The organism is Myxococcus sp. SDU36 (assembly GCF_030168875.1).
Taxonomy (GTDB): domain Bacteria; phylum Myxococcota; class Myxococcia; order Myxococcales; family Myxococcaceae; genus Myxococcus; species Myxococcus vastator.
Genome location: NZ_CP077414.1, coordinates 3,805,176 through 3,818,467 on the forward strand (window position 1 = coordinate 3,805,176; position 13,292 = coordinate 3,818,467).

Below are 13,292 nucleotides of genomic sequence, written 5' to 3' on the forward strand. Positions count from 1 at the left end.
ACCTGGAATCTTGGTTGAATCCCGCTGGGGACAACAACCTGGGAACGCCGCAATGTTTCTGTCCCAACCTGACGCAGTGCGCCATGCGGCTCGGGTGGCCCCCTCCCCTACCTTCGGCGTCCGGGGCCGGGACCTCGCCTGACACGTCATTGACGCGTCCAGCGGCGGCGCGACACACGCGCTGACACGTCAACCGCCCGCGTCCGGACCCAACCCACTTCCCAGGTCCCCCACACACACCTCTGAGGTCCCCCCCCGCATCAAACGTGGCGCGTTGCGTGCAAACACTCTCTGTCTCAAGTATGGCGGACGCCCGCGTGCGCTTTTCCGGCGACACGTTGAGGGGGAGGAACTCTTGTCTTCACATCCGTATCACCCATGGCTTGGAGGTCTGGCCGTCCTCTGGGCGGTCACGGCCCAGGCCCAGGCGCAGCGCATCCCCGGCATCGAGCTGGAGCGGCTGCAACTCAATCCCGGTGCACGCGACAGCCTGGTGCTGTCCACCGGCGACCTCATGTCCCGAGGCGAGTACCGCCTCGGCTTCACCGGACACTATGAGAAGGAGCCCTTGGTGCTCGTCTCCGGTGGAGCGCAGCAAGGCGTCATCGTCTCCAATCGCGTGACGGTCCACCTCAGTGGAGCCTATGCCCTCACCGACTGGCTGGAGCTCGGCGCGCAGGTGCCCATCGTGTCCCAGTGGGGACCGGACACCGCGGCGCTGGGCGTCGCCACGCCCTCCACGAGCGCGCTTGGCACGCCGTGGGTCCAGGCGCGCGCGGGAATCCTCTCCGAGCAGCGCGGCGGGCTGATGGATCTGGGCCTGCACCTCGGCGCGGCCCTGCCCATTGGCAGCACGGAGACGCTCACCCGGGACCAGGGCTTCGTCTTCTCGCCTCGGCTCGGCCTGGGCAAGCAGCTGGGCGGCACGTGGCGCGTGGGCGCCGACCTGGGCGCGCTGGTGCGGACCCAGACGTATGCGCTGACCCCCAACACGCAGCCGCACCTCGACGAGCTGGGCACGGAGCTGAACGGCGGCGTCAACCTGTCCGCGGGACTGGCCGGCTTCCGGCAGGAGCTGGTGGTGCGCGGCACCCTGCCCGTCGCGAACGCGCCGGAGTCCATGGAAGTGCTGCTGGGCGTGCGCGTCCCCATGCCCGCGGGCACGGAAATCTACGCCATGGGTGGCCCTGGCTTCGGCAGCACGCCGGGCACGCCGTCATTCCGGGTGCTCGCCGGCCTCACCTTCGGCACCCCCGCCTCCACGCCCAACGCCTGTGTGGAGGGTCAGCCGCATGACCCCGCCCGCTGTCCGGACTTCGACCTGGACGGTGACGGCATCAAGAACGCCGCCGACCGCTGCCCCACCGTCGAGGGCCTGCCGGAGCTGTATGGCTGCCCGGACGGGGACGACGACGGCGACGGCCTGCCCAACCTGGCGGACCGCTGCCCGAAGGAGGCGGAGAACTTCAACGGCTTCGAGGACCACGACGGCTGCCCGGATGACCCGGACACCGATGGGGACGGCATCTCCGACGCCAAGGACCGGTGCCCCGACCAGGCCGAGGACAAGGACGGCTTCCAGGACGAGGACGGCTGCCCCGACCCGGACAACGACAACGACGGCGTGCTCGACACCGCCGACCGCTGCCCCAACGAGGCCGGCCCCAAGGAGAACCGCGGCTGCCCCGACAAGGACACCGACGGTGACGGCATCGTCGACCGGCTGGACAACTGCCCCACCGTGCCCGGCCCGGCGAAGAACCACGGCTGCAAGGAGAAGCAGCTCGCGCAGATTGGAGAGAACCGCATCCAGCTGCTCGAGGCCGTCTACTTCGAGAACAACAAGGACGTCATCATCGCGCGCAGCAACAAGCTGCTCGACACGGTGGCCAACATCCTCATCGCCCACCCGGAAGTGGAGAAGGTGCGCGTCGAGGGCCACACCGACAGCCGCGGCAACCCTGACTACAACCTGGACCTGTCCCAGCGCCGCGCCGACGCCGTCGTGCACTACCTGGTGAGCAAGGGCGTGGCCCGGGAGCGGCTGGAGTCCAAGGGCTTCGGTCCGTCCCAGCCCATCGCCGACAACGACACCACCCAGGGCCGCGCGAAGAACCGTCGCGTGGAGTTCAGAATCGTCGGCGACGCAGAGGGCGTGCAGACGCAGCAGGGCGAGCCCTCTCCCGACACCCACTGAGAACCGAGGCAGACATCCCCATGAAAACGCGTGTCCTCTTCAAGACGGCGGCGCTCTGTCTCGCGCTGCTCTCATCCCTGACCGGCTGTGACTCGGGCGGCGCCCGCACAGCCTCGGCCCCCACCGAGCCCGTGCTCGTGAACCGGTCCGCCTCCCTCGTCGGAGACGGCCGGCTCGAGCCCGGCGAGGAATGTGACGACGGCAACACCACCAGCGGCGACGGCTGCTCCGCCACCGGCACCCTCGAAGCAGGCTACCTGTGCCACGTGCCCGGGCGCCCCTGCTCGCTGGCGAGCCTGTGCGGCAACAACGTCGTCAACTCCGGCGAGGCCTGCGACAGCGACGGCTCCGACTGCACCGCCACCTGCGACCTGTCCCTGTGCGGCAACGGCGTGTTCGACAACCGCGCCCACCCGTCCTACGCGCAGGAGGTCTGCGACGACGGCAACCGCTTCGAGGGCGACGGCTGCAGCCGCCTGTGCGAGGTGGAGCCTGGCTTCGCCTGCGCCGGCAGCCCCAGTCGGTGCGTGCGCGCGGGCGTGACGGTCTTCAACACCGGCGTCGACGAGAACAACCGCCGGCTGGAGGTCGGCCCGGATCCGCACTGGTTCTACACGAGCAACAACACGGGCGCGGCCACCGGTTCGCGGTCCGCCAACGACTGGCCCCAGGAAATCCAGACGGCCCGCTTCATGGCGGCGCCCCTGGGAGCGCCTGTCTGCGTGTACCAGGACTTCCTGGTGCCCTCGACGACCAACGTCTCGCAGTTCCGCCTGCGGCTGGCCACCTTCAACGACAACCAGTTCGACAGCGCGCGAGTGAACGGGCAGGACTTCACACCCACCGTCGTCAACGAGCCGGCGGGCCAGCCCTGGCAGAAGAACATCTTCCGCGAGTTCGGCGCCAACGCGCCGTGGCGCGCGGGCCTCAACCGCATCGAGCTCTGCAACGAGAACGCCGCCACCGAGCCCAACGCGTTCCGCTACCTGTTCGTGGACGCGTACGACGACCGCTGCGGCGACGGCGCCGTGTCCCTGCGCGAGGAGTGTGACGACGGCAACACCGCCGACGGTGACGGCTGCTCCGTCTCCTGCGGCATCGAGCCGGGCTACGGCTGCACCGGCCAGCCCAGCACCTGCGCCCAGACGTGTGGCAACGGCACGCTGAACCCGGGCGAGCAGTGCGACGACGGCAACGCCACGGCGGGCGACGGCTGCAACGCGAGCTGCCGCGTGGAGTCTGGCTACGCCTGCCCCACCCCGGGCCAGGCCTGCTTGATGACGTGTGGCGACGGCGACATCGACCCGGGCGAGCAGTGTGATGACGGCAATGCCTACGACTCGGATGGTTGCTCCTCGGCGTGCCGCATCGAGCGCGGCTACGAGTGCCAGGGCGCTCCGTCCACCTGCGCGCCCCTGTGCGGCAATGGCCGGATGGACGCGGGTGAGCTGTGCGACGACGGCAACACCACCCTGGGTGATGGCTGCTCCAACGCCTGCACCCTGGAGCTGGGCTACGCCTGCCCCACCCCGGGCCAGGCCTGCGTGCTCAGCTGCGGCAACGGCGACGTGGACCCGGGCGAGCAGTGCGACGACGGCAACCTGGACCCGCAGGACGGCTGCGGCACCGAGTGCCGCGTGGAGGATGGCTACGCCTGCAGCACGCCCTCCACCGGCCCGTCCGTCTGCGTCGCCAGCTGCGGCAATGGCGCCCTGGACGTGAACGAGACGTGTGACGACGGCAACGCCACCAACGGTGACGGCTGCTCGACGGCCTGCCGCGTGGAGACGGGCTACACGTGCAGCGGCGCGCCCAGCACCTGCGCCACCCTCTGCGGCGACGGCATCCGCGCGGGCGCCGAGGCGTGTGACGACGGCAACACCACGGCGGGCGACGGCTGCAACGCCACCTGCTCGGTGGAGCCGGGCTGGAGCTGCCCTGGCGCTGGCAACCAGTGCTTCTTCACCTGCGGCAATGGCACGGTGGACAGCGGCGAGGCGTGCGACGACGGCAACTTCGACAGCGGCGACGGCTGCAGCGGAAGCTGCCGCGTGGAGGATGGCTATTCGTGCAGCGGCGCGCCCAGCGCCTGCGCCACCACCTGTGGCGATGGCGTCCGCGCCGGCGCCGAGGTGTGTGACGACGGCAACCTCAACAACGGCGACGGCTGCTCCTCGCGCTGCCTCCTGGAGGACGGCCAGCCCTGCAATGCGTCTGGCGTCTGCGAAGGCGGCATCTGCAACCCCACCACCAACACCTGCACCAGCCCCAACGCCTGCGGCAACGGCGTCCTCGACGAGGGGGAGCTGTGCGACGACGGCAACACCACGGCGGGCGACGGCTGCAACGCCACCTGCGCCATCGAGGACGGGTTCGGCTGCACCGGCATCCCGTCGGTGTGCGCCGTGACGTGTGGTGACGGCATCACGGCGGACAGCGAGGCCTGCGATGACGGCAACACCACCCCTGGGGACGGCTGCTCGGCCACGTGCACCGTGGAGAGCGGCGCCGCGTGCCAGACGGCGGACGTCCGCGTGTTCCTCACCCGCCAGGGCAACGCGAGCTGCACGCAGGTGTCGGACATCGACGCCCCCGTGCTGCCCGACGCGGCCATCCAGGCCGGGCTGGGCGTGCCGGGCCGCTACCGCATCCGGTACGTGTCCGGCGCGGTGAGCTACTCGGGTGGCGCCAACTGGTACCCCGGCGTCATCGGCGTCAACGCCAACGCGGGCACGCAGGTGCAGGGCTTCTCGCTGGGCCGCACACCGACTGGCGGTCCGGGCTCGGCCACGCGCGCCGAGGCCATGCCCCTGGGCTTCCCCCTGTCCCGCGACTTCACGGCGGCCACGGGGGACGTGCGCATCGCGCTGGTCGACACCGACTGCGACCTGGCCAACAACTCCGACACGGCGGTGACGTACCGCGTGGACGCGCTGTCCATCTGCCAGACGGCCCCTGTCGTCACGTCCCCGACGCCGGGCGGCACCGCCGGTGAGGAGCTGGAGGGCACCGCCACGCCGGGAGCCACCGTGGACGTGTACCTGGACGGCGACCCCACCCCGGTGTGTACCGTCGTCGCCGACGCGGAAGGGAACTGGAGCTGCACGCTGCCGCCGGACCTGGAGGAAGGGCCGCACACCGCCGTCGTCACCTCCAACTTCCCGGGCGCGCCGCAGACGTCCACGACGGTGGACTTCATCATCGACGACTCACCGTCCGCGCCTCCGGTCATCACCGGGCCCGCCGACGGCGCGGTGCTGGACACACAGACGCCCGTGCTGAGCGGTACGGCGATGCCGGGTGACGAGGTGACGGTGTACGAGGGCGGCACCGTCCTCTGCACCGCCACGGCCGATGCGGCGGGCAACTGGAGCTGCACGCCCACCACGCCCATGGCCGAAGGCCCGCACACGGTGACGGCCACCGGCACGCCTCCGGGTGGCAGCCCTGGCCCCACCTCCACGCCCGTCACCTTCACCATCACCCTGTCCACGACGGAGCCGCCGGTCATCACCGGGCCCGCCGACGGCGCGGTGCTCAACACGTCCACGCCGCCCCTGAGCGGCACGTCGGTTCCGGGCACGGTGGTGACGGTGTACGAGGGCGACACGGTGCTCTGCACCACCACCACCAACGACGTGGGCGCGTGGAGCTGCACGCCGACCCAGCCGCTGGAGGAGGGCCCGCACACGGTGACGGCCACCGCCACCGACGACCAGGGCCGCACCAGCGAGCCCTCCGCGCCCAGCGAGTTCATCATCGACACCCAGGAGCCCGACACGTTCCTTCCGCGCACGCCTCCTGCGCGCGGCGGCGACCGGACGGCGACCTTCGAGTACGACGCCTCCGAGGACGACGTCACCTACGCGTGCAGCTTGAACGGGGGCCCCTTCGAGCCCTGCCGGGACAGCTATGACGTGGGCGAGGGCCAACACACCCTGCGCGTGCGGGCCACGGACCGCGCGGGCAACGTGGACAGCACGCCCGCGGCGTACTCGTGGACGGTGGAGCTCACCCGGGCCTTCGCCGGTGGCGGCTGCAGCGCGGCGCCCGCTACGTCCTGGCTGGCGCTCCTGGGCCTGCTGGGCCTCCGCCGGAGGAAGCGCGGCTAAGGGCTGAGCGCGACACCTTTCCGCCGGGAGGTCCACATCTCCCCCAGAGGCCCCCCCGCCTGCCTCGTGGACCTCCTGGCGGATTTTCCCCCGCCACGCGCCAGCCCGTATGCTGGGGCCGTGCACGCGGCGGGGCGATTGAGTGAGACGTACGAGGAGGAGCTCCTCCTCGCGATGGACGAAGGACTGCTCTCCGGCGAGGAGGTGGCGGTCCTGCGTGAGGAGGCGCTCCGCCTGCGGCGTGGTCCCCTGGAGCTGCTGCGGGAGCGAGGCAGGCTGTCGGAAGACTCCCTGGTGGCGCTTCGTGGCGAGCTCGCCTCCGAGAGCACGGACCCGGGCGCCGGCCGTCCGCTCGAGGCCGCCACGCTGACGCCCGTCACCCCGGGCGTGGCCCCGCCCTCCGCCGTGGAGCCGGGCGGCCCCACCTTCCCGGTGCCGGACTGGGACCGCTACCAGCCCGTGCGCTTCCTGGGCCAGGGCGGCATGGGCCGGGTGTTCCTGGCGTATGACCCCATGCTCCGCCGCAACGTGGCGCTGAAGTTCGTGCGCGGGGACGACCCCGAGCTGGCCCGGCGCTTCCTCTCCGAGGCCCGCGCGCAGGCCCGCGTCCGGCACGAGCGGGTGTGCGAAGTGTACGAGGTCGGCGAGGTGCGCGGCCGGGGCTACATCGCCATGCGCTTCGTGGACGGCCAGCCGCTGGGGCAGCTGTCGCGCTCGCTCACGCTGGAGCAGAAGGTGCTGGTGCTGCGCCAGGCCGCCGAAGGCGTGCACGCCGCCCACGGCGCGGGCCTCATCCACCGCGACATCAAGCCCGGCAACATCCTGGTGGAGCGCACCGAGGACGGCGGGCTGGCCCCCTTCGTCATGGACTTCGGTCTGGCGCGCGACTGGCGCGAGGAAGGCGCCTCGCCCAACGCCGTGCAGGGCACCCCTCACTACATGGCCCCGGAGCAGGCGCGCGGCGAGGTGTCCCGCCTGGACCGGCGCGCGGACATCTACGCGCTGGGCGCCACGCTCTATTCACTCCTCACCGGCCGGCCGCCCTTCACCGGCGCCACCGAGGCGGAGGTCATCACCCGGCTCCAGCACGAGGAGCCGGCCCCGCCGCGCGCGCTCGACGCCGACATCCCGTCGGACCTGGAAGCCATCGTCCTCAAGTGCCTGGAGAAGCAGCGGCCCGCCCGCTACGACTCGGCGCGGGCGCTGGCGGAGGACCTGGAGCGGTTCCTCGAAGGCGAGCCCGTCCTCGCGCGCCAGGGCCTGGGCTACCGCCTGCGCCGCAAGGCCCGCAAGCACCGGGTGGCGCTGACGCTGGGCACCGCGGCCTTGACGGTGGTGTTGCTGGCGCTCGTGCAAGCGGCCATCGCCCGCGGCGAGGTGGCCGAGCGCGAGCGCCTCACGCGCCGCTTCACCGAACGGGTGGAGCGCATCGAAGCCTCGGCGCGCTACTCCGCCCTGTCCCGCCTGCACGACACCCGCGAGGACCGGCGTGAGCTGCGCGCCAGCATGGCCACGCTGGAGGCCGAGGTGCGCGAGGCGGGTCCCCACGCGCTGGGCCCCGGCCAGTACGCCCTGGGCCGCGCGTCGCTGGTGTTGGATGAGCGGGACGCCGCGAGGAGGCGCCTGGAGGCCGCGTGGGCCCAGGGCTACCGCGAGCCCCGCGTGGCCTGGGCGCTGGCGCAGGTGCTGGGTGACCTCTACCAGGAGCGGCTGTTGCTGGACGTGGAGCGCCGCAGCCCCGAGCAGCGCGAGGTCCGCCGCAAGGAGCTGGAGCAGCACTACCGCGACCCCGCCCTGGCCTACCTGCGCCAGGCCGAAGGCCCCGACGTCCCCGTCCCGCCGCTTTACGTCAAGGCGCTGTTCGCCTTCTACGAGGGCCGCCATGAAGAGGCCCTGGCTCACCTGGAGGCCATGGGCCGCGCGCAGCCCTGGTTCTACGAAGCGCCCCTGCTGCAAGGGGACGTGCTCCTGGCGCGGGCCACGCAGCGCTGGCACCAGGGCGACAAGGCCGGCTCGCAGGAGGACCTGGACGCGGGCCGCCGCGCCTACGCCGCCGCCGTCGCCACCGCGGAGAGCCAGCCGACGGGCCACTACGTCCTGGCGCGCCTGGAGCTGGCCGCGCTGGTGATGGAGCTGTACGGCGAAGGCAACGTGCTGCCCCATTACGAGCGCGGCGTGGCGGCGGCGACGCGCGCGCTCACCGCCGCGCCGGACCACCACCGCTCGCTCGTCGTCCTCTCCCGCCTGCACCGCCGGCTCGCGGAGCAGCGCGCCGGACAGGGACGCGAGGACGCCGAGCCGCTGCTGGAGAAGTCCATCCGCGCCGCGCGCGAGGCCCTGGCCCTGGCGCCGCCCAGCGACCGCGTCGCCCTGGAGCTGGCCATCACCCACCGGCTGTGGGCCCGCTACCGCCAGGAGCGCGGGCAGGACCCGAGCGAGCAGCTCCGCCTGTCCATCGAGGCCTTCGAGCGCCTGCGCCCCGAGGAGCGTGACTATGCCTTCCACGCCAACCTGGGCCTGACCTACCAGGTGTGGGCGGACGCGGAAGCCGAGCGCGGCGTGGATCCGCTGGAGCACCAGGGCAAGGCGATTGACGCGTACCTCGAGGCCATCCGCGTGCGGGAGGGCCAGGCGGACGCGTGGATCAACCTGGGCAACGCCCTGCGCCGCCGGGCCTCCAATCCACGCGCCACCGACGCCGCGGGGGATTTGACGCGGGCCCGTGACGCGCTGGCGAAGGCGCTGGCCCTCAACCCCGGCAACGTCGTGGCGTGCTTCCGCGGCGCGGAGATCTCCGAGCAGCTGGCGCGCTGGCGCTGGAGCCACGGCGAGCCCCACGAAGCCGACCTGGAGCAGGCGCTGGCGCTGTTCCGCCAGGGCCTGGGCATCAACGCGAAGCTGCCCCCACTGCACAACGGGCTGGGCGCGGCGCTGCTGTGGCAGGCCGGGCAGCGGTGGGAAGAAGGCGGCGACACCGAGCCCTTGCTCCAGCAGGCCCAGGCGGCCTTCGAGGAAGCCCGGACGCTGGCCCCCAAGCAGGTCTACGCCCACAACAACCTGGGTGAGGTGTGGACGCGGCGGGCCACCTTCCAGGCCGCGCGCCGGGAGGACCCGCGCCCCAGCGGCCAGGCCGCCGTGGAGGCTTACCGGCAGGCGCTCGCGCTGCAGGAAGGAGACGCCGACCTCTGGGCCAACCTGGGCCGCGTCCAGACGCTGCTGGCCACCTGGAGCCTGGAGAGCGGCGGCGACCCACGCCAGGAGCTGGCCCGGGCCGAGGAGTCATTGACGCGCGCCACCTCGCTGAACTCGCGCCTGGGCCACACCTGGCGCAACAAGGGCGAGGTCCGGGCCCTCAAGGCCCGCTGGCTGGCGCGGAGGAACACCGCACGGGAAACGGACTTCGAAGCCGCGGCCGAGGCGTTCCAGCAGGCCCTGTCCCTGGAGCCCCGGCGCCACGACTACCGGCTGGCGGCCGCGCGCTTTCAGCTCACCTGGGCCGAGTGGCGGCAACGCGCTGGCGCGGACCCGAGGCCCCTGCTGTCCCGAGGCCTGACGCTTGTGGACGAGGTCCTGAAGGCCCGGCCCGGCTGGGCCCGCGCCCTGGCGCTGCGTGGCGGCGTGCTGACGGCGCTGGCGGACACGCCCGCCGCCCTGGCACAGCGGCAGGCGTGGCGCACCGAAGGTCAGGAGGCCTTGCGGCAGGCCCTGGCCCGCAATCCCCTGCTCGAGCCCGAATGGAGGAGCCGGCTCGTCGCAGCCCGCGAGCCGCTGGCCGGCCCTCCAACACCCTAAAGCGGGCCTGGGATTAGAGCTTCGGCGGGTCCGTCGTCACGTCGAGGTTGCCGTTCTTCGTCTCCAGTTCGCTGCCCAGGCGCGACGACCCGGATGAGGGCGAGACCTCCACCGTGAACGGATACGTGCCGACCGCGGCCGACTCAGAGACCGGGTCGTCCTTCGTCTCCTGCAGGCTGGAGGAGTTGTCCAAGGAGATAGAGGCCGTGTCGTCGAGGCACGTGGGAGGCTGCACCACCGCGCTGGTGACACCACTCGACGTGTCGATCCAGAAGCGGACGGTATCCCCGTGCCGGACCTTGTTGCTGGGGATGTAGCTCAGGTTCCCCGACTTCTTGATGACAACGGTGACGATGGCCATGGGCCGTGGCTCCTGTGCCCCACTGGGGCGGGTGATGAACTGCTGTCGTGACTGAACTGCAGGCACCGTACCAAACAGGTCGGGCGCGGGGCGCGCTCGAAGGAACGCGTCGGGTGACATCTTCCGGAGGCACCTGGACGCGTCAGCCGAACCCACCAGGTTCGGGTTGACGTGTCAGCCAGCCCTACCCACCACTGAGGCCCAGCTCCCGCACCCGTCGTTGGAGCGCGCGCTTGGAGACCTCCAGCCGCTGCACCATCCGGTCGAGGTCACCCTCGCACTCGTGGAAGCAGCGGGTGATTTCCTCCGGACTCAAGTCCCGCGCGGTGCGCAGCAGCGAGCTCTTGTCGATGAGGACGTAGACGGACGGCCGGGGAATGCCCAGCCAGTCCGCGGTGGCCTTGAGGTCCCAGGAGCAGGCGCGGAGGGCCTCCAGCAACTCCTGCTCGCCCACGTCCGCGGGCTTGCGCCGCGGGGCCTTGGCGCCGTCCCCCTCCTCGTCTCCCGTGCGCACGGTCAACGGACGCCCGGGGACGGGCTGCGCGTCCGCGTCCAGCACCTGCTCCAGCCGCGCATCGGCGCGCAGCCCCGGCGTGCCCCGGCTACCGATGACGAGCTGACGGGTGACGTTGCGCAGCTGGCGGATGTTGCCGGACCACGCATGGCGCACCAGCCGGACGGCCAGGGCCGCGGGCAGCCAGGGCTCGGCGCGCGCGTCCGAGGACGTCAGCTGACTGCCCTCCCCCATGGCCTCCAGCTCCTGTCGAGCGAAGTGGTGGAAGAGCAGGCCCACGTCCTCGCGGCGCTCGCGCAGCGGAGGCACCAGGATTTCGAAGCCGGCCAGCCGGTGCAGCAGCGGGGCCTTGAAGGTGCGCTCCTGGATGCGGGCCTCCAGATGCGCGTCCGTGGCGGAGACCAGCCGGACGTCGACGGGCACCGGCGTGTGGCCTCCCACCGGATAGATTTCGCCCGTCTCCAGCACGCGGAGCAGCGCGGCCTGGACCTCGGGCGGCGCCTCGCCGACCTCATCGAGGAAGAGCGTCCCGCCCTCGGCGGCGCGGAAGTAGCCCTCCCGGTCCCGGCTGGCGCCCGTATAGGCCCCGCGCTGCGCGCCGAAGAGCTCCGCGGCGACCAGTTCCTTGGAGAGCGCCCCCAGGTTGACGCTGACGAAGGGCCCGGCGCGGCGGGGGCCACTGGCGTGGATGGCGCGCGCCACCAGCTCCTTGCCCGTGCCCGTTTCGCCTCGGATGAGCACCGGCACGGTGAGGTCCGCCACCCGGATGATGTCCTCTCGCACGCGGTAGGTGCCCTCACCGTGGCCGACGATGCCCAGGTCCAGCACGCCCGGCTGACGGAAGGACGAGGCCAGGTGGAGCAGCAGCACCACGCGGTCGGCCAGCACCAGCGGCACCCCGGCGGACAGCTCCTCGCGGGAGAACTCCCGGCCGCCCACGACGGGCTCGTTCGCCACGCGCACCTGGGTGCCGTCCTCTGGCACCAGCATCCGGAGGCCCCCTCGCGGGCCGGGCTCGAACTCCACCGGCTTGCGGCTGAGGAACGGGTCTCCCAACGGCAGGGCCATGAGCCCCCCGGGCCGGGAGAAGTCCGGCGCGTTGCGAGACAGGGCCGCCGTGCGCCCCTGGGACGCGAGCACCTCCAGGAGCAGCCGCTCGCCAATGCGCTGCGGCTGGGGATGGGACACAATCGTCAGGGCGGGCACGGAGAGCGCCACCGGGCTCTGCCCGGCCTGCGCGCGGCCCGCGGTGGTCGACATGTCTGCGGCGAGTTTCTGCTGCATGGGTATTCGTGTGAGTCCTGGGATACCCGTTGAGCCTACACCTCCGGACGCCCGAGCGCTGGGTTCATCCACCGGGGAAACGACGTGAGAATCCCATGGGTTGGGGGAACTGGCCGGTGCCAGGGCCGCGACCTATCCTCCCCTCGCAGCCGCCCACTTCCGGACCCCATGGGACACGTCCACATCCTCCGAGACTTTGCTTCCCCGCACGAGGGACGCTCACGCATCGTCCGCATCTACACACCCGATGCGTATGACGCCTCACCTGACAGGTCCTTCCCCGTCGTCTACATGCAGGACGGGCAGAACGTGTTCGCCCATCCGGAGTCCGCGCTCTTCGACACCTGGTGCGCCAACCTCACGCTGGAGCGGCTGGTGGCGGAGCACCAGGTGGAGCCGTGGCTCATCGTCGCGGTGGACTCCACGCACGACAGGCTCTCCGAGTACTCGCCGTGGGACGAGCCCCGAAGCAACGTGGCGGCCCGGGCCGAGCCCTATGTGCGCTTCGTCATTGAAACGCTGAAGCCGTACATCGAACGCACGTACCGCGTCCGCCAGGGCGCCGAGTGGACGGCGGTGATGGGCGCCTCGCTGGGCGGCCTCATCTCCCTGCACCTGGGGCAGCGACATCCGGGGCTGTTCGGCCGCATCGGCGCGTTGTCCCCGTCCGTGATGTGGAGCTGGAACCGGATGTTCTCCGAATGGTCGGCGCACACGCGGCGGTGGACGCGCATCTATCTGGACGCGGGCGCCACGGAGACGGTGGACCCGGTGGGCTACGTCATGTGCTACGGAGAGGCGACGCGGGACTTCCACCGCCACCTCCAGGCATTGGGCTACGCGGACCACGAGCTGCGCCTGGTGCTGGACCCCGGCGGCGAGCACCACGAGCGGGACTGGCAGCGGCGCCTGCCGGAGGCCATGCGCTGGCTGCTGGGGTGACACGCCGGGCAACCCGGTGTGTGTGGCGGGGTACTTCTTCTATTCGCACGTGCAGACGCAGCGCCTCCGCGAGCACGGAACCGCCGGCGA

Annotated in this window: 6 protein-coding genes; 4 read left to right on the forward strand and 2 right to left on the reverse strand. The window is 71.8% G+C overall.

Annotated elements, in window-relative coordinates:
- Positions 1 to 355 precede the first annotated feature (355 nt).
- The 3 genes from KGD87_RS14870 to KGD87_RS14880 all read left to right on the forward strand — a co-directional run bounded on the left by KGD87_RS14870 (position 356) and on the right by KGD87_RS14880 (position 10,101).
- Positions 356 to 2,197, forward strand: coding sequence for an OmpA family protein (locus KGD87_RS14870; RefSeq protein WP_284668078.1), 1,842 nt, complete (start codon positions 356 to 358; stop codon positions 2,195 to 2,197).
- 20 nt (positions 2,198 to 2,217) lie between these two features.
- Positions 2,218 to 6,309 carry a DUF4215 domain-containing protein gene (locus KGD87_RS14875; RefSeq protein WP_284668079.1) on the forward strand — a complete coding sequence of 1,364 codons (4,092 nt, stop codon included), beginning with the start codon at positions 2,218 to 2,220 and terminating at the stop codon, positions 6,307 to 6,309.
- Between the two features lie 120 nt (positions 6,310 to 6,429).
- On the forward strand, positions 6,430 to 10,101 hold the full coding sequence (locus KGD87_RS14880) for a serine/threonine-protein kinase (protein ID WP_284668080.1): 3,672 nt from the start codon (positions 6,430 to 6,432) through the stop codon (positions 10,099 to 10,101).
- Between the two features lie 13 nt (positions 10,102 to 10,114).
- On the opposite strand, the gene KGD87_RS14885 is transcribed toward KGD87_RS14880, so the two are convergent.
- Positions 10,115 to 10,462: a hypothetical protein gene (locus KGD87_RS14885; RefSeq protein WP_284668081.1), complete on the reverse strand. Its 348-nt coding sequence runs from the start codon at positions 10,460 to 10,462 to the stop codon at positions 10,115 to 10,117.
- A 184-nt stretch (positions 10,463 to 10,646) separates the two neighbouring features.
- A complete protein-coding gene (locus KGD87_RS14890) occupies positions 10,647 to 12,260 on the reverse strand; it encodes a sigma 54-interacting transcriptional regulator (protein WP_284668082.1) in 1,614 nt (537 codons plus the stop codon).
- Positions 12,261 to 12,428: 168 nt separating this feature from the next.
- Here KGD87_RS14890 and KGD87_RS14895 point away from each other — a divergent pair, with 168 nt between their 5' ends.
- A complete protein-coding gene (locus KGD87_RS14895) occupies positions 12,429 to 13,202 on the forward strand; it encodes an alpha/beta hydrolase (protein ID WP_284668083.1) in 774 nt (257 codons plus the stop codon).
- The last annotated feature ends 90 nt before the right edge of the window (positions 13,203 to 13,292 follow it).

Bases quoted from the DNA above. Each gene is read 5' to 3' on its own strand.
- KGD87_RS14875 (WP_284668079.1), top strand. From the start codon at position 2,218: ATGAAAACGCGTGTCCTCTTCAAGACGGCGGCGCTCTGTCTCGCGCTG.
- KGD87_RS14885 (WP_284668081.1), bottom strand. From the start codon at position 10,462: ATGGCCATCGTCACCGTTGTCATCAAGAAGTCGGGGAACCTGAGCTAC.
- KGD87_RS14890 (WP_284668082.1), bottom strand. From the start codon at position 12,260: ATGCAGCAGAAACTCGCCGCAGACATGTCGACCACCGCGGGCCGCGCG.
- KGD87_RS14895 (WP_284668083.1), top strand. From the start codon at position 12,429: ATGGGACACGTCCACATCCTCCGAGACTTTGCTTCCCCGCACGAGGGA.